Source organism: Nocardia flavorosea, from assembly GCF_015477805.1.
GTDB lineage: Bacteria > Actinomycetota > Actinomycetes > Mycobacteriales > Mycobacteriaceae > Nocardia > Nocardia flavorosea_A.
The window spans coordinates 223,413-239,739 of the sequence record NZ_JADLQL010000004.1 but is presented as its reverse complement, the minus strand read 5'-3'; the positions used below and the strand labels follow the sequence as shown (position 1 = coordinate 239,739).

Genomic DNA, 16,327 nt, shown 5'->3' with positions numbered 1-16,327 from the left:
CGCGCCTGCCGCGGCCGCGGTGCGCGACGAACCCACCCGCCGCCCGCTCGGCTCCTGGCTGCGGTTCACCGGTTCGGTGGGCCCGCTCGGTATCGCCACCGCGATGCTGTGGCTGAGCGTGATCGTGCTGCTGCCGCTGGCCGCACTGACCTTCAGTGCCTTCGACGACGGCTGGTCCGGATTCTGGGATGCGATCACCGATCCGCTCGCACTGGCCGCGTTGCGGGTGACCGTGCTCGTATCCCTCGTGGTGGCGTTGCTCAACGTCGTCATGGGCACGCTGATCGCCTGGGTGCTGGTGCGCGACGACTTTCCCGGTAAGGGACTGGTCAATGCCCTGATAGATCTGCCGTTCGCGCTGCCGACCATCGTCGCCAGTATCGTGCTGCTCGCGCTGTACGGACCCCAGAGCCCGATCGATATCCACCTCAACGCCACCCAGCCGGGGCTGGTGGTAGCGCTGGCCTTCGTCACCTTGCCGTTCGTGGTGCGGTCGGTGCAGCCGGTGCTGATCGAGGCCGATCGCGAGGTCGAGCAGGCGGCGCTGTCGCTGGGTGCGGACAACTGGACCACGTTCCGGCGGATCGTGCTGCCCACCCTGGCGCCCGCGATCATCAGCGGCGGTGGCCTGGCCTTCGCCCGCGCGATCGGGGAGTTCGGGTCGGTGGTGCTGATCGGCGGCAACATCCCGCGCGAAACCCAGGTGGCCTCGCAGTACATCCAGCAGCAGATCGAAATCGACCGGCCGGTGAACGCGGCGGCGGTATCGGTGGCGCTGCTGGTGATCGCGTTCGTCGCCCTGCTGGTGCTGCGGGCATTCGCCGAACGGACGGCCCGGAAGGAACGCGAGGCCCGATGAAACTGTCCACACCCAGCCGGGTGAGTCTGCGGGTGCTGGCGCTCGGCTATCTGTTCGTGCTGCTGGTGCTGCCGCTGGGGATCATCCTGTACCGGGCATTCGAGCACGGCATCGGCGCGTTCATCGACCAGATCAGCACCCCGGCCGCCATCTCCGCGTTCAACCTGTCCATGATCATCCTGATCATCGTGGTGCCGGTGAACGTGATCCTGGGCGTGGTGATCGCGCTGGCCCTGGTCCGCGGCAACTTCCCGGGCCGGCGGTTGCTGCAGGGGCTGGTGGATCTGCCGTTCGCCGTCTCGCCGGTGGTGGTCGGTGTCGCGCTGATCATGCTGTGGGGTGTGGGCGGCTGGTTCGGGGTGATCACCGAATGGGGCTTCCGGGTGATCTTCGCCCTGCCCGGGATGGTGCTGGCGACCATCTTCGTGACCATGCCGTTCGTGGTGCGCGAAGTGGAACCGGTACTGCACGAGATCGGCGACGATCAGGAACAGGCGGCCGCGACCCTGGGCGCCTCCCGCTGGCAGACCTTCTGGCGGATCACCGTCCCCGCCATCCGCTGGGGCCTCACCTACGGTGTGGTGCTCACCGTCGCCCGCGCGCTCGGCGAATTCGGTGCGGTGATCATGGTGTCGTCCGGTTTCCCGGGAGTATCGCAGACGCTCACCTTGCTGGTGCACGAACGCTATATCAACGATCACAACGATTTCGGCGCCTACTGCGCCGCCGTCCTGCTGATGGGGCTCGCACTCATCACCCTGCTATTGATGACGCTCCTGGAACGTAAACGGAACGTGTCGTGATGCGCTACCTCCGCCGCCGCGGACCGCGTGAACCAGCTTCGAAGGAGATTTCGTGACCGTGCACGCCGGAGGCCGCCCATGATCACCGTGACCAATGCGCGCAAGAACTACGGTTCTTTCGCCGCCCTCGACGATGTCAGCCTGGAGATCCCCTCCGGTGAGCTGACGGCTCTGCTCGGCCCCTCCGGTTCCGGGAAGTCGACCCTGCTGCGGTCGATCGCCGGGCTGGAGAACCTCGATTCGGGTGTGGTGACCATCAGCGGTCGCGATGTGACCCGGGTGCCGCCGCAGAAACGCGATATCGGGTTCGTCTTCCAGCACTACGCGGCGTTCAAGCATATGACGGTCCGCGACAATGTCGCCTTCGGCCTGACCATCCGCAAACGGCCCAAGAACGAGATCGCCAAACGGGTGGACGAGTTGCTGGGGATCGTAGGGCTCGACGGGTTCCAGCACCGGTATCCGGCGCAGCTCTCCGGTGGCCAGCGCCAGCGGATGGCGCTGGCGCGGGCGCTGGCCGTCGATCCGCAGGTGCTGCTGCTGGACGAGCCGTTCGGGGCGCTGGACGCCAAGGTGCGCGCGGATCTGCGCAGCTGGCTGCGCCGTCTGCACGAAGAAGTGCATGTGACCACCGTGCTGGTGACCCATGACCAGGAGGAAGCGCTCGACGTCGCGGACCGGATCGCGGTGATGAACGCCGGCCGGATCGAACAGGTCGGCAGTCCCGAAGATGTCTACGACCGGCCGGCCAGCGAATTCGTCATGACCTTCCTCGGTGCGGTGGCGCGGTTGAACGGCCACCTGGTGCGGCCGCACGATATCCGCGTCGGCCGGGATCCGAGTATGGCGCTGGCCGCCTACGAGGGGACGGCGGAATCGGCGGGGGTCACCCGGGCGACGATCGAACGGATCGTGCGACTCGGGTTCGAGGTCCGGGTGGAGATGCGCAATGCGGCGACCGGTGACCTGTTCGTCGCGCAGGTGACCCGCGGCGATGCCGAGGCGATGCGGCTGGCCGAGGGGGAGACCGTGTACGCCCGCGCGACCCGGATCCCGGACCTGCCGGTCGCGTAGGACTGTCCCGCCCCGTTTCGGGGGTGCAGACGCGCGCACCGTCGAGGTCGATCGCCGGGCGGGGCTTCGGGCCGGCGCTGCCGCGGATGCGGATGGTGCTGGGGCCGGCGATGTATTCCGTGTGATCGCGGCTGTGCTGATCGGGCGTATGGTCGTCGGTCCGATGTCGAGGTGATGCGAGTGTCCGTGCGGGCCGTGTTCCATCGGCGAACCGAACGGTCAGCTGTAACCGCAGCTTCTCGGGGAGCTCGGAGCGCGGGTCGGGGGCGGGTGGCCGCTCCTGCCGGCAGAGTGCCGGCTCCGCTGCTCGAAGTGTGGGCTGACCTGGCCTGATGTCGTGGTCTTTTCGATCGTGATCCCATTGCGTGAGTGGTCGTGTTGACGTACCTCGCTTTAGCTGTAACTATGGGAAACAGTTAAGCCGGAATCATTGACGAGAGGCATGACGATGACGTCTTCAGCCACCACGGTCTCCGACGACCAGTTGGTCGCTCAGGCCCAGGAGTACGCGGAAAAGCTGCTGCTGCTGTCGGAAGGCTCGGTCAACCGGCATTTCGACCCGTTCGAAGACATCGACTGGGACCACCCGGACTTCGACGTGAACGCGCGGCCGGAACGCTGGATCCTGCCCGTTTCCGCCGACACCCTCGGCCGGCACCCCTGGTACCAGGCGCTGTCGCAGGAACAGAAGATCGAACTCGGCAAGTACCGCCAGGCCAATGTCGCCAAGGTCGGCCTGCAGTTCGAGGCCATCCTCATCAGCGGCATGATGCAGCACGTTTTCGGGCTGCCCAACGGTGACCCGGAGTTCCGCTACTGCTCCCACGAGATGATCGAGGAGCACAACCACACCCTGATGTTCCAGGAGATGGTGAACCGGATCGGTGTCGACGTCCCCGGTATGGGCCCGCTGGTCCGGCAGCTGCGGCACCTTGCGGTACCGGTCGCGGTGGCCTTCCCGAACCTTTTCTTCATGGCCGTGCTGGCCGGCGAAGAACCCATCGACCACATCCAGAAGGACATCCTGCGCTCCGGCGAGGAAGTGCACCCGATCATGCGCGGTGTGATGGCGATCCATGTGGCCGAGGAGGCGCGGCACATCTCCTTCGCGCACGAATTCCTCAAGCAGCATGTACCGGAATCGTCGCGGCGCAACAAGTTCGTCCTGTCGCTGGCCATGCCGGTGATCATGTGGATCCTGGGCCGCGCCATCGCGACCCCGCCCAAAACCTTCTTCGCGGAATTCGATATCCCCGACAGCGTGCGCAAGGAACTGTTCTACGGTTCCGCCGAAGCCAAGCAGACCTTCAGCGACTACTTCGGTGACGTCCGCGCCCTGGCGCACGATATCGGCCTGATGAACCCGGTCGCCAAGCGGGTCTGGAAGATGCTGGGAATCGCCGGGCACACCACCCGGTACCGTTCCGAACCGCTGCGCGCCGTGCCCGGCGCCGCCGCCTGAGCGACGGGTCCACTCGATGCCCTACGTCGTCACCCAGTCCTGCTGTAGCGACGCCTCCTGCGTCTACGCCTGCCCGGTCAACTGCATCCACCCGACCCCCGACGAACCGGATTTCCGGACCGCCGAGATGCTCTACGTCGACCCGGCCGCCTGCGTGGACTGCGGCGCCTGCGCCTCGGCCTGCCCGGTGGACGCCATCACCTCGTCGAAGAAACTGACCGAGGAACAGAAGCCGTTCATCGAGATCAACGCCGATTTCTACCGGCAGTCGCGGCCCCGCCCGATTCTCGCCCAGCCGGTACCGGCACCGCCGATCGATACCGCCGGCCGCGGACCGCTGCGGGTCGCGGTGGTCGGCTCCGGGCCCTCGGCCATGTATGCAGCCGATGAACTGCTCACCCAGCCGGACGTGCGCGTGACCGTATTCGACCGGCTGCCGGTGCCCTACGGCCTGGCCCGCTACGGTGTGGCACCGGATCACGGGAAGACCCGTAAGGTCGCCGATCTGTTCGATGTGATGTCGCGGCAGCCCGGGTTCGGGTCGTACTTCGATATCGAGATCGGCAAACATATCTCGCACGAAGAACTGCTCGCCTACCACCATGCCGTCGTGTATGCGGTCGGCGCTTCCGCCGACCGCAAGCTCGGCATCCCGGGGGAAGGTCTGGCCGGAAACGTCTCCGCCACCGATTTCGTGGCCTGGTACAACGGGCATCCCGATCACGTCGACCACGAATTCGACCTGTCTCAGCGCCGAGTGGTCGTGGTCGGCAACGGAAACGTTGCTCTCGACGTGGCCCGGATCCTCACCATCGATCCGGAAACCCTGGCCGGCAGCGATATCTCGCCGATCGCGCTCGAAGCGTTGCGGCGCAGCGAAGTACGTGAGGTCGTGGTGCTGGGCCGGCGCGGTCCCGCCGAATCGGCCTTCACCGTCCCGGAGTTCGTCGGGCTGCTGGGCGCCGATGTGGATATCGCCGTCGAGGGCGATCTGCCGCCGCTGTCCGGCGACCTGCCGTATCAGGTGGAGCAGAAGCTGAAATTACTGCACCGGGTGGCCGACCGGCCGTTCGGGCAGCGCCGGCGGATCGTATTCCGCTATCAGAGCGCACCGAGCCGCATCCTCGGGCCCGACGCGGTGACCGGCATCGAAGTGGACCGGACCGAGCTGGTGGCGGGAGACGACGGCCGGGTCCGGGCGGTCGCCACGGGTGATACCGGACTCCTCGAGACCGGATTGGTGCTCACCTCGGTCGGCTATCGCGGGGTGCCCACGCCCGGCCTGCCGTTCGACGAACAGCGCGGGATCATCCCGAACCGGGCCGGCCGGGTCCTGACGGGTGCGGCCGGCGAGGTGCTCACCGGCGCGTACGTCACCGGCTGGATCAAACGCGGTCCCACCGGATTCATCGGCACCAATAAATCCTGTGCCCAGGAGACCGTGCAGCAGCTGGCCGGTGATTTCAATACCGGCCGGCTGGCCGAGCCCGCGGGGACCGCCGACGGGTTCGACCGGCTGCTGCGGCAGCGCCGGCCGCAGGTCCGGGCCGCGGGTGCGGTGGCCCGCACCGCCGAGCCGGTGCGCCGCTTGTTCGCTCGCGCCTGAGGGCAACCCGTCGTCTTCCGCCCGTCCGGTATCACACCGGGCGGGCGGTCTTCGTTTGCGTGGCGCGAATTCCTCCGTGGTAGCAATTGATTGGTTACCGGCCGGTAGTCACGCCGTGCCGGGCCTCCGGATGTCATCAGGGCTTGCGGGCGGACAGTTCGGCGGACAGGGGCATGTCCTCGCTTATTTGCGGTATATCCCCAGTTCAGAACTGATTTCGGCCGCGACGGACAATTGAACTGCCGGTTTGTTTCAGTGCCGGTATTCGGGGAGTTGTTCTGTAACTTCATCTTTCATCGCCGATAATTCGATTAATTCCAGCCGTTGCAGCTAACCTGTGGTCGCTGTTTGGAAAACGACCGCGCCCATGGCTTTTTCGCAGGACGTGGTCTCGGTGCGTTGACGGGATGGCAAATGACTTCTGGGCTGGGTATAAGCATCGGCACGGTGAACGTTGTCTCGGCGCGGGTCGGCGAACACGGAACCCGGCCGATCGTGCGGACACGGCGGACGGCGGTCGGATTCGACGACCGCGGGAGCGCGAGACTCGGCGGTATCACCCGATTCTCCACGGCACTCAGCGAATTCGCCGACCTGGGACGCGACCCGGAATCGGTCTACGTCGACGGCCGGATCTGGTCGCCGGCCACCATCTTCGCCTCGGTCGTGCAGGGGCTTGTCGCCGCCGAACCCGCCCCCGCTGTGGTTGCCACCCATCCGGCCGGATACAGCGACAAACAACTCGGCCTGCTCCGGCAGAGCCTCGACCTCGCGGGTGCCGGGCATGTCCAACTGGTTCCGGAACCGGTGGCCGCCGCGCAATGGCTCGATACCGAACACGGCCCACTGGACACCGGATTCGTCCTGGTCTACGACCTGGGCGGCAACAGCCTCGATATCGCGGTGGTACGCACCGGCCCGGACTGGCCGGATCATCCGATCGTCGGGAAACCGGTGCGCTCCTACGATTTCGGTGGCCGCCCGCTCGGGGCGATGATCGCCCGGTGCGCGGGTGACCGGGCGATAGGTCCGGCCGAACCCGATACCGGCACCGTCTCGCTGATGTCCTTCGTCGATCCCGAAGGGCTGCGCCGCGAACATATCCGGGATTCGCTCGAGGTGGTGCGCGGTGCGGTGCGCTCGGCCGGGGTGGCACTGTCCGATATCGACCGGATCCTGGTGGTCGGCGGTGCGGCTCGCCCGCCGCAGGTCGCCGAAACCCTCGCCGAACTGGACATACCGGTGACGATAGCCGCCGATTCGGCGCACTGTGTGGCGCTCGGCGCCGCCGCCATGGCCGCGGAAAGCGTTCCGCTGGCCGCCTCGTCGCGGGCCGCGCACGCCCCGATCTTCTCCGGGGCCGCCGTATTCTCCGCGGTCGCCATGTCCGCGGCCACCATCCTGGGCAACGGTGCCGCCGATACCGTGGTGCCCGAGCCGGACCGGTTGCCGCTGCAGACTCCCGGCGCGGTGCTGTACGAAATACACGGCGAGGCGCAGGTGGAACGCTCCGGCGCGGGATGGAGTGTGTCCTATGCTCCGCTGACCACCGGGCCGCGTATCGCTCCCGCCGGGGTGTCGCGACCGTACGGCCCGCCCATGCCCGGGCCCGCGGTGGCGCCGGCACCGGATCGGAAGGGCGACCGTAGCGACTCGCATACCTCACCCCGTGACCGCCACGCCGACAACCGATCCCCCTACAGCGATCCGGCGCGGTTCCAGAATCCGATTCCCTTCCAACGCCCCGATATCCCGGCGCGGCCCGAGCCGGGACCGGCGGAGCCGGAAACCCCGGGCACAGAACTACCCGGTGTGCCCGATCCGGGCGATCCGCCCGTTCTCGATCCGCCCGGCGACCGGCCAGGTGGAGAAACCGATGAACCGGAACAGGGTCCGGACAACGGTACCGGCGGGGTCCCGGGACTCCCCGATATCGGCAACCCCGGAGTACCGGGGGTACCGGGGGGGAACAGGCCCGGTGGCGAGAACTCGCCGGGCGACGGATGGTCGACGCCGGGCGGTGCGGGCGATTCCTCGGCACCGGGGCCGGAGGACGACGGAACCGGCACCGGAAACCCGGGCGGTGTCGGTGCGGGTGATCCGGGTGGTGTCGGCACGGGTGGCTCGGGTGGTGTCGGCTCGGGTGATCCGGGTGGTGTGGGCACGGGTGACTCGGGTGGTTACGGGGCAGGCGATTCGGGCGGATACGGCACTGGTGACTCGGGCGGATACGGCACTGGTGATTCGGGTGGTCTCGGCCCGGGTGGTTTCGGCTCGGGCGGGTCCGGTATGGGTGACTCGGGTGGTTTCGGCTCGGGCGGTTCCGGTATGGGTGATCCGGGTGGTTTCGGCTCGGGCGGTTCCGGTATGGGTGATCCGGGTGGTTTCGGCTCGGGCGGGTTCGGTGCGGGTGACTCGGGTGGTTTCGGCTCGGGTGGTTTCGGTGCGGGCGATTCGGGTGGATACGGAGGGGGCGGTTTCGGCGGCGGTCCGGGCGGGTTCACTTCCGGGAAATCCGATTCGTCCGGCGGTTCCCACAGCGATTCCGGTGGGTTCGGCGGCGGTTTTTCCAGTGGCCGCGGCGGCTCGGATTCCGGCGACTCCGATTCGTCGAAGGGGTCGAAATCCCGGGGTTCGGAGTCCGGCGGCTCCAGTTCCTCCGGCAGTGACGGCGGATCGTCCCGGAGCAAAGGTTCACGCGGGAAGTCCTCGGGCGGGGGTTCCGACAACTGACCGTGCCCGCCGTGCTGCGGACGGAATCGGCAAGCTGCGCGACCAGGCTGCGCTCGAGATCTCGCACGATCGAATCATGCGGGGTGCTGTCGATCTCGAGGAGATCGCTAGTTCGTGACCATGAACGAACTGGTCGACGGCGCGAACATGTGGCAGCGGGAACCGGCTGATCAGCCATCCCGAGCAGGCAGCGGACCGGAGGGGATCCGGGAAAATCCGGTGACGGGTACGCCTGTTCGCGAGAGAATCGACGGGTGGATGTCGACGGGGGCCCGCCGCGGCTGATCGCGTTGGATGTGGATGGCACGTTGCTGAAAACCGGTGCGCCGGTCACCGATCGGGTAGCGGCAACGGTTCGTGCGGCGGTTGCGGCGGGTGCGCACGTCGTGGTGAGCACCGGGCGGACCGCGGTGACCACCCGGCCGGTGCTGGCCGAACTGGGTCTCGTGCGCGGGCACGCCATCTGTTCGAACGGCGCGGTGCACATCGATATCGAAGCGGCCGAACCGACCGCGGTGCACACTTTCGATCCGCGGCCGGCGGTGACGGCGCTGCGGGAACTGTTCCCCGATATGGTCTTCACCGCGGAACAGGTGGGGAAGGGATTCTGGGCGACCGGCATGAGCCCCGGGGAGTACTACGCGGGCGGAGAGTATGTGGTGGTCGATCATCACACGCTGTGCAGCGTGCCCACGCCCCGGCTGAACTGCTGGTGGCCCGAGGGGTCGGTGCCCGAGATGCGCGGTCTGCTGCAAACCCTGGCCGTTCCGGATATCAGTTGGGTCTACGGCGAGTTCGGCCCTTGGCTCACGATCTCCCGTCGCGGCGTGTCCAAGGGCTGGGCGTTGGAGCGGCTGCGCCGGGCATTGGACATTCCACGCGAGGCCACCCTGGCCATCGGGGACGGGTTCAACGACCGTGAGATGTTCGCCTGGGCCGGGCATTCCGTCGCCATGGCGAACGCGCCCGTCGAACTGCACGAGATCGTCGACGAGGTCACCGCCGATGTCACGGCCGACGGGGTGGCCGCCGTCCTGGAACGCTGGTTCTGAGCCTCGAGCGGCGGCAGCATCGCACCGGCGCGCCCCGGTCCGACCGGTGACCCGGCGCAGTACCCGGTCACATCGACCGCCCCGCCCACCGCCGGCGAGTTGACTCCGCTACGACACCGCGTTCGGCGATCCGGATCGGCAGGACTGCCCGAGCGAATCGCGCCCGGACGTCCTGGGCGAATCACGCGCGGACGGGTACTTCGAAAAGAATTACCGATGACGAAGATTTACACCGAGCAGAACTTCGGTGCAGGGAGATCGCCGGGCCGGGAGTCGGCGTCAGCGGTCCCGGGGCGGACCGCCGACGGCAGGCCGAGTCCGAGAAAGACGATCCGACCGGTGCGCAGTTATTCCGGTGCTTGCCCTTAACCGGGTCAGGCCGAGAGAGGAAGGTTCCCGGCCGCCGCCGCGTCGTAGCGGTTCCACACCACTTCGGCGAGTGCGGGATCCGGCCCCAGCACCGCGGCGTGCGGCAGGCCGGGGTCCTCGGCCAGCAGGCGGTCGGTGAGCAGGCCGGGGGCGAGGAACCAAGGGGTGACCAGAAGTTTTCCGGCGCCGCGTGCACGTAACCGCCGCACGGCGCGCGTCAGCGACGGTTGGGCAGTGACGAAACATACTTCCGTCCGGTAGCCGGTCTGCGTGGCGAATCGGCGCGCCAGGCGGGCAGTAGTGCGGTTCGCGGCCGCCGACGACGATCCGACTGCGGCCAGGGCGACCCCCACGTTGTCGTCCGGTGTGGTCCACCCGTGGGCCGCGCAGACCGCGTCGACCCGGTTGTGCAGTACTGAGACCAGCCGCGGGTCCGCGCCGAGAACATCGGCCTGGACGACCTGGAGGCGCCGCTGCCGGGCCGTCGCCTCCGCCAGCAATCCGGGCAGGTCCACCCGGGCATGGAAAGCACTGCCCAGCAGCAGCGGGACCACCACGGCGCGGGTTTCGCCGGACCCGGCCACCGCGTCCAGAACCTGCCCGACCGAGGGCGCGTTCAGGTCCAGGAACGCCAGATGCGCGGGCACATCCGGACGGACCGCGCGCACCTGGTCCATGAGCGCGGCGACGGTGGCGGCAGACCGGGGATCCCGGCTGCCGTGCGCCACCGCTACCAGCGTGGGTGCCGGCATCAGGCTTCGGTTCCGACCTCTACCGCGCTGAGCACGTCCCCGACCAGTCCGGCCGCGAGGGTGTTGCCGCCCGCGGGATCGATCAGCAGGAAGCTGCCGGTGTGCCGGTTGGTGCGGTAGTCGTCGGTCGCGATCGGTTCGGCGACGCGCACCGAAATGCGGCCGATATCGTTGAGCGACAGCGATTCCGGATTCGGGTCCGCGGTCAGGCGCTGCTCGTCGAAACGCTCGGTCAACGTGCCCACGATGGCCTGCGTGGTACGGGTGCCGTGTTTGATCAGCAGCCGGGCGCCGGGGCGCAGGGGTTTGTCGCCCAGCCAGCAGACCGTGGCATCGAAGGTATCGACCGGTTCCGGGGCGTCGCCGGGGGAGGCGATGGTATCGCCGCGGGAGATATCGACCTCGTCGGCCAGGATCAGCGTGACACTGCGCCCGGCCTGCGCGACCGCGAGTTCCCCGTCGGGGGTGTCGATCCGTTCCACGGTGGTGCGGATACCGGAGGGCAGGACCACCACCTCGTCACCCGGCGCCACCGAACCCGCCGCGATCTGGCCCGCGTACCCGCGATAATCGGGGTATTCGGGGGTACGCGGCCGGATCACGTACTGCACCGGGAACCGCAGGCCCACCGCGTGCGCGCCGGAATTGTCGGCGTCCACCGGGATCGATTCCAGATGCTCGATCAGCGACGGGCCGCTGTAGTACGGGGTCTTGTCCGAACGGGTGGCGATATTGTCGCCGTGCAGCGCGGAGACCGGGATCTCCAGCACATCCTCCTCCGCCCAGCCGAGAGTGCGGGTGAGCTGGGAGAACTCGGCGGAGATCTCGGCGAAAACCTTGGCGGCCGCGGCCTGCCGGCCCTGTTCGCTGGGTTCGTCGCCACCGATGAGGTCGATCTTGTTCACGGCCAGCACCAGTTTCGGCACGCCGAGCAATGCCAGCACCGCGGCATGGCGGCGGGTCTGCTCGATCACGCCTTTGCGGGCGTCCACCAGCAGGATCACCAGTTGCGCGGTGGACGCGCCGGACACGGTGTTGCGGGTGTACTGCACGTGACCGGGAGTGTCGGCCAGGACGAACGAACGCTTCGGCGTCGCGAAGTACCGGTAGGCGACGTCGATGGTGATGCCCTGTTCACGTTCGGCCCGCAGACCGTCCACCAGCAGCGAGAGGTCGGGAGTGGACAGGCCCTTGTCCACCGAAGCCCGGGTCACCGCGTCGATCTGGTCGGCGAGCACGGACTTGGTGTCGTAGAGCAGACGTCCGACCAGGGTGGACTTGCCGTCGTCGACAGAACCGGCGGTGGCCAGCCTCAATAGGTCGGACATATCAGAAATAACCCTCTCGTTTGCGGTCTTCCATGGCGGCTTCCGAGACTCGGTCGTCACCACGGGTGGCGCCGCGTTCGGTCAGCCGGGAGGCGGCGACCTCGGCCAGAATGGCCTCGTTATCGGCGGCGTCGGACAGGATGGCGCCGGTGGTGGAACCGTCGCCGACGGTGCGGTACCGCACCGAACGGGTCTCCAGGACCTCGTCCTCGCGGGGGCCGCCCCAGCTACCGGGGGTCATCCACATCCCGTCGCGCTGGTACACCGGCCGCTGGTGCGCGTAGTAGATGGTGGCCAGTTCCACGTTCTCGCGGGCGATATAGCGCCAGATATCGAGTTCGGTCCAGTTCGACAGCGGGAACACCCGCACATGCTCACCCGGTGCGTGCCGGCCGTTGTACAAGTTCCACAGTTCGGGCCGCTGCCGTTTCGGATCCCACTGCCCGAAGGCGTTGCGCAGCGAGAAGATCCGCTCCTTGGCGCGGGAGCGTTCCTCGTCGCGGCGGCCGCCGCCGAAGACCGCGTCGAACCGGTTCTCGCCGATGGCGTCCAGCAGGGGCACGGTCTGCAGCGGGTTGCGGATACCGTCGGCGCGTTCGGTGAGGCGGCCGTCGGCGAGATAGTCCTCCACGGCGGCCACATGCAACCGCAGGCCGTACTTCTCGACCACGTGGTCGCGGAATTCGAGCACCTCGGGCAGGTTGTGACCGGTGTCCACGTGCAGCAGCGCGAACGGCAGCGGTGCCGGCCAGAACGCCTTCAGCGCCAGATGCAGCAGGACGGTGGAGTCCTTACCGCCGGAGAACAGGATCACCGGCCGTTCGAATTCACCCGCGACCTCGCGGAAGATATGGATAGCTTCCGATTCCAGCGCGGCCAGGGTGTCGAAATCCGAGAGGCCGACAGTGCGTTCGGTGATTACGTCGGTCATGATGCGTGCAACCCACATTCGGTCTTGGCGAGCCCGGCCCAGCGGCCGCTTCGCGGATCGGAACCCGGCTCCGGCTTCCGTGTGCACGGAGCGCAGCCGATCGACGGATACCCCTCCTCCACCAGGGGATTGACGAGAATCGAATGCTTTTCGATGTAGTCCTGCATCTCGTCGTCGGACCACGGCGCGATCGGGTTGATCTTCACCAGCCCGAAACCCTCGTCGAAGGAGATGAGCGGAGCGTTCGCGCGGGTGGGTGCCTCCACCCGGCGGATACCGGTGACCCACGCGTTGTAGGGCGTCAGCGAATTGCGTAGCGGCACCACTTTGCGCAGCCGGCAGCATTCACCGGCGTCCCGGGCGAACAGGTCCTTGCCCAGCAGTGCGTCCTGCTCGTCGACAGTGTGCTCGGGGCGCACGTTCACCACGTTCACCCCGTACACCGCTTCCACGGCGTCGCGGGTGCCGATGGTTTCGGCGAAGTGGTAGCCGGTGTCGAGGAACAGCACGTCGACCCCCGGACGGACCTGGGCCGCCAGCTGCACCAGCACCCCGTCCTGCATATTCGAGGCGACGATATAGCCGCTGCCGAAGTTCTCGTCGGTCCAGCGCAGCAGTTCTTCGGCCGAGGCGTCCGGGCCGAGTTCGGCCGCGCCGCGTTCGGCCAGGGCCCGGAGTTCGTCGGCGCTCAGTTTGGCCGGCAACAGTTTCTGCTCGGTTGTCACAGTGGGTTCTCCCGTCACCACGCTTGCGGATTTCATCGCAGATCGGCTTCCTCGGCACGAACAGCCCACTGCGCGAACCGTTCACCGTCCTCGCGGAGTTTGACGAAGTTGCGCACGACGCGCTCGATGTAATCGCCGAGTTCGGCGCTGGTCACCTTGTGCTGGCGCAGTTTGCGGCCGAAGCCGCTGTCGAGGCCGAGGCTGCCACCCAGGTGGACCTGGTAACCCTCGACCTGATTGCCGCCGCCGTCGTCCACCAACTGGCCCTTGAACCCGATATCGGCGATCTGGGAGCGGCCGCAGGAGTTGGGGCAGCCGTTGATATTGATCGTGATCGGCACGTCGAGCTGGGCGTTGATATCGGCCAGCCGCTGTTCGAGCTCAGGTGCCAGCACCTGGGAGCGGCGGCGGGTCTCGACGAAGGACAGTTTGCAGAATTCGATACCGCTGCAGGCCAGCAGATTACGCCGCCACGCCGACGGCCGCGCCTGCAGGCCCAGCGGTTCCAGTTCGGCGATGAGCTGTTCGACCTTGTCATCGGCGACGTCGAGGACGATCAGCTTCTGGTACGGGGTGAACCGGGCCCGATCCGATCCCACGCGTTCCATCGCGTCGGCGATCTGCGTCAGCACGCTGCCGGAGACCCGGCCGGCGATGGGGGAGAAGCCTACGGCATTGAGACCGTTGCGCAGCTTCTGCACGCCCACATGGTCGATCGGCCGGCTCGGCTTCTCCGGCGCGGGACCGTCGATCAGCTTCCGTTTCAGGAATTCGTCCTCGAGGACCTGCCGGAACTTCTCGATTCCCCAGTCCTTGACCAGGAACTTCAGCCGGGCCTTGGTGCGCAGCCGGCGGTAACCGTAATCGCGGAACAACGCGACCACGGCCTCCCACACCTCGGGGACCTCGTCCACCGGCACCCAGGCGCCGACCCGCTGCGCCAGCATCGGGTTGGTGGACAGGCCGCCGCCGACCCAGAGGTCCAGGCCGGGCCCGTGCTCGGGATGGTTCACCCCGATGAACGCGACATCGTTGATCTCGTGCACCACGTCCTGCTGGCCGGAGATCGCGGTCTTGAACTTGCGCGGCAGATTGGAGTACTCCGGCTTGCCGATATAGCGGCGCACGATCTCCGCGATCGCGGGCGTCGGGTCGACGATCTCGTCCAGTGCTTCCCCGGCCAGCGGGGAACCGAGCAACCCACGCGGGCAGTCGCCGCAGGCCTCGGTGGTGTGCAGGCCCACGGCCTCGAGGCGGCGCCAGATCTCCGGGACGTTCTCGATTTCGATCCAGTGGTACTGCAGGTTCTCGCGGTCGGACAGGTCGGCGGTATCGCGGGCGAATTCGGTGGAGATCCCGCCCAGGGTGCGCATCCGTTCGACGCTCAGCGCCCCGCCGTCGGTGCGCACCCGCATCATGAAGTACTTCGCCTCGAGCAGATCGGCGTTCTCATCACCGGTCCAGGTGCCGTCGTAGCCCTGCTCGCGCTGGGTGTACAGACCCCACCAGCGGAAACGCCCGCGCAGATCACCCTTGTCGATGCTGTCGAACCCGTTCTTGGCATAGATGTTCTCGATCCGGGTGCGGACATTGAGCGGGTTGTCGTCCTTCTTGGATTGCTCGTTCGGGTTGAGCGGTTCTCGGTAGCCGAGCGCCCACTGGCCCTCGGCGCGACGACGCACCGGCTTACCGGTGCGAGCGCGGGTAGGGCGGGCGGGGGCCTCGCCTTTTGCCGGGGTCTCGGCCTTCGCGGGGGTGGCGGCGTCGGTGCTCGACGTCATGAAGTCGCTCCTGCTGGGTATGGCTTACGTCCGTGCTGAGGGCGCGAGGGACTGACTCGCACCCGCGGTGTCAGCGGGCCGAAATCCTGGAATCGGAAATATCGCCGGAAGAACCGGGACAGGGCGCAGCTGAGCTACCGGGCGGAACCGGGCAGACAACAGGCGCTGCAGACACGCTTGTAATCGACGTGGCGACGGGCCACAAGTCGAACTCCGGAAGCGCGCATGCGACCCATTGTGCCATGCCGTGTCGCGCGATCCGACGGTCCTACCAGTATTTCCCGTGAACCACCGGGAAATCCCCTGGTTCCGTCCGTCTATATGTGACGGTCATCATATTTGCTTGACGGGTAATCGCCTCCGGCGCGGCGGCAGGGGTTGACCTCGAGATACCTCGAGGTTGCAGGCTCGGCGTATGAGTACCGAAGCAGACCCGTCCGCCTACGCACCGGCCGATACCGAAACCGCGATCGCGGCGATCTATGCGGTCGTCGACGCCGTCGCCCGAGCCCAGGCACAGGAGGACGTCGACCGATTCGCCGCGCTGTTCCGCGCGGACGCCCTGTGGACCACCGGCCACGGCAAACGCCTGTACGGGCAGCCCGCGATCGCGGAGTTCACCGCCCAAGTGTTGCCCGGCGCCACCGCCCACGGCCGGGCCACCTACGAGGTCGAGCACATCCTGTTTCTCCGGCCCGATGTGGCCGCGGTCAAGGTACGGCAGCGCTACTACACCGGCGACGGCGCCCTGGACAGTGAAGGCACCCCGCTGTACGTGATGACCGAGGAGAACGGGCGCTGGATGCTCACCGCCAACCAGAACACCCCGGTTATCGCAGGCTGAGCCGCGGC

Annotated in this window: 14 protein-coding genes; 8 read left to right on the top strand and 6 right to left on the bottom strand. The window is 67.5% G+C overall.

What is annotated here, in order from left to right; all coding sequences use genetic code 11:
- Positions 1-19 precede the first annotated feature (19 nt).
- The 7 genes from cysT to IU448_RS19745 all read left to right on the top strand — a co-directional run bounded on the left by cysT (position 20) and on the right by IU448_RS19745 (position 9,589).
- Complete coding sequence (cysT, locus tag IU448_RS19775) at positions 20-859, top strand: sulfate ABC transporter permease subunit CysT (RefSeq protein WP_324188664.1); 840 nt, start codon at positions 20-22, stop codon at positions 857-859.
- Positions 856-1,662, top strand: coding sequence for a sulfate ABC transporter permease subunit CysW (gene cysW, locus IU448_RS19770; protein ID WP_195057148.1), 807 nt, complete (start codon positions 856-858; stop codon positions 1,660-1,662). Before cysT ends, cysW begins: the two co-directional genes overlap by 4 nt.
- 78 nt (positions 1,663-1,740) lie before the next feature.
- The gene (locus tag IU448_RS19765) at positions 1,741-2,736 is read left to right on the top strand and encodes a sulfate/molybdate ABC transporter ATP-binding protein (RefSeq protein WP_195057147.1); all 996 of its coding nucleotides are present in this window, start codon (positions 1,741-1,743) and stop codon (positions 2,734-2,736) included.
- Positions 2,737-3,178: 442 nt separating this feature from the next.
- A complete protein-coding gene (locus IU448_RS19760) occupies positions 3,179-4,198 on the top strand; it encodes an AurF N-oxygenase family protein (protein ID WP_195057146.1) in 1,020 nt (339 codons plus the stop codon).
- A 16-nt stretch (positions 4,199-4,214) separates the two neighbouring features.
- Positions 4,215-5,804 carry an FAD-dependent oxidoreductase gene (locus tag IU448_RS19755; RefSeq protein ID WP_195057145.1) on the top strand — a complete coding sequence of 530 codons (1,590 nt, stop codon included), beginning with the start codon at positions 4,215-4,217 and terminating at the stop codon, positions 5,802-5,804.
- A 414-nt stretch (positions 5,805-6,218) separates the two neighbouring features.
- Entirely contained in the window at positions 6,219-8,537 is a 2,319-nt protein-coding gene (locus IU448_RS29430; RefSeq protein ID WP_195057144.1) for an Hsp70 family protein, read from the top strand.
- A 254-nt stretch (positions 8,538-8,791) separates the two neighbouring features.
- Complete coding sequence (locus tag IU448_RS19745; RefSeq protein ID WP_195057143.1) at positions 8,792-9,589, top strand: HAD family hydrolase; 798 nt, start codon at positions 8,792-8,794, stop codon at positions 9,587-9,589.
- A 374-nt stretch (positions 9,590-9,963) separates the two neighbouring features.
- Here the strand turns inward: IU448_RS19745 and IU448_RS19740 are convergent, their stop codons facing one another.
- The 6 genes from IU448_RS19740 to IU448_RS29770 all read right to left on the bottom strand — a co-directional run bounded on the left by IU448_RS19740 (position 9,964) and on the right by IU448_RS29770 (position 15,702).
- Entirely contained in the window at positions 9,964-10,710 is a 747-nt protein-coding gene (locus IU448_RS19740) for a sirohydrochlorin chelatase (RefSeq protein WP_195057142.1), read from the bottom strand.
- The gene (locus IU448_RS19735; RefSeq protein ID WP_195057141.1) at positions 10,710-12,038 is read right to left on the bottom strand and encodes a sulfate adenylyltransferase subunit 1; all 1,329 of its coding nucleotides are present in this window, start codon (positions 12,036-12,038) and stop codon (positions 10,710-10,712) included. Before IU448_RS19735 ends, IU448_RS19740 begins: the two co-directional genes overlap by 1 nt.
- A 1-nt stretch (position 12,039) precedes the next feature.
- Positions 12,040-12,987 (bottom strand): sulfate adenylyltransferase subunit CysD, encoded by a 948-nt coding sequence (gene cysD / locus IU448_RS19730; protein WP_195057140.1) that lies wholly within the window; start codon positions 12,985-12,987, stop codon positions 12,040-12,042.
- Positions 12,966-13,730 carry a phosphoadenylyl-sulfate reductase gene (locus tag IU448_RS19725; RefSeq protein WP_195057139.1) on the bottom strand — a complete coding sequence of 255 codons (765 nt, stop codon included), beginning with the start codon at positions 13,728-13,730 and terminating at the stop codon, positions 12,966-12,968. Before IU448_RS19725 ends, cysD begins: the two co-directional genes overlap by 22 nt.
- Positions 13,727-15,475: a nitrite/sulfite reductase gene (locus tag IU448_RS19720; protein WP_228813641.1), complete on the bottom strand. Its 1,749-nt coding sequence runs from the start codon at positions 15,473-15,475 to the stop codon at positions 13,727-13,729. The genes IU448_RS19725 and IU448_RS19720 overlap by 4 nt, the downstream gene beginning before the upstream one ends.
- 134 nt (positions 15,476-15,609) lie before the next feature.
- Positions 15,610-15,702 (bottom strand): Ms4527A family Cys-rich leader peptide, encoded by a 93-nt coding sequence (locus IU448_RS29770; protein ID WP_357054283.1) that lies wholly within the window; start codon positions 15,700-15,702, stop codon positions 15,610-15,612.
- A 188-nt stretch (positions 15,703-15,890) separates the two neighbouring features.
- On the opposite strand from IU448_RS29770, the gene IU448_RS19715 reads away from it, so the two are divergent.
- Positions 15,891-16,319: an SgcJ/EcaC family oxidoreductase gene (locus IU448_RS19715; protein ID WP_195057138.1), complete on the top strand. Its 429-nt coding sequence runs from the start codon at positions 15,891-15,893 to the stop codon at positions 16,317-16,319.
- The last annotated feature ends 8 nt before the right edge of the window (positions 16,320-16,327 follow it).

Excerpts from the sequence above, each read along its gene's own strand:
- cysW (WP_195057148.1), top strand. The coding sequence starts at position 856 with ATGAAACTGTCCACACCCAGCCGGGTGAGTCTGCGGGTGCTGGCGCTC.
- IU448_RS19765 (WP_195057147.1), top strand. The coding sequence starts at position 1,741 with ATGATCACCGTGACCAATGCGCGCAAGAACTACGGTTCTTTCGCCGCC.
- IU448_RS19760 (WP_195057146.1), top strand. The coding sequence starts at position 3,179 with ATGACGATGACGTCTTCAGCCACCACGGTCTCCGACGACCAGTTGGTC.
- IU448_RS19755 (WP_195057145.1), top strand. The coding sequence starts at position 4,215 with ATGCCCTACGTCGTCACCCAGTCCTGCTGTAGCGACGCCTCCTGCGTC.
- IU448_RS29430 (WP_195057144.1), top strand. The coding sequence starts at position 6,219 with ATGACTTCTGGGCTGGGTATAAGCATCGGCACGGTGAACGTTGTCTCG.
- IU448_RS19740 (WP_195057142.1), bottom strand. The coding sequence starts at position 10,710 with ATGCCGGCACCCACGCTGGTAGCGGTGGCGCACGGCAGCCGGGATCCC.
- IU448_RS19735 (WP_195057141.1), bottom strand. The coding sequence starts at position 12,038 with ATGTCCGACCTATTGAGGCTGGCCACCGCCGGTTCTGTCGACGACGGC.
- cysD (WP_195057140.1), bottom strand. The coding sequence starts at position 12,987 with ATGTGGGTTGCACGCATCATGACCGACGTAATCACCGAACGCACTGTC.
- IU448_RS19725 (WP_195057139.1), bottom strand. The coding sequence starts at position 13,730 with ATGAAATCCGCAAGCGTGGTGACGGGAGAACCCACTGTGACAACCGAG.
- IU448_RS19720 (WP_228813641.1), bottom strand. The coding sequence starts at position 15,475 with ATGACGTCGAGCACCGACGCCGCCACCCCCGCGAAGGCCGAGACCCCG.
- IU448_RS29770 (WP_357054283.1), bottom strand. The coding sequence starts at position 15,702 with ATGCGCGCTTCCGGAGTTCGACTTGTGGCCCGTCGCCACGTCGATTAC.
- IU448_RS19715 (WP_195057138.1), top strand. The coding sequence starts at position 15,891 with ATGAGTACCGAAGCAGACCCGTCCGCCTACGCACCGGCCGATACCGAA.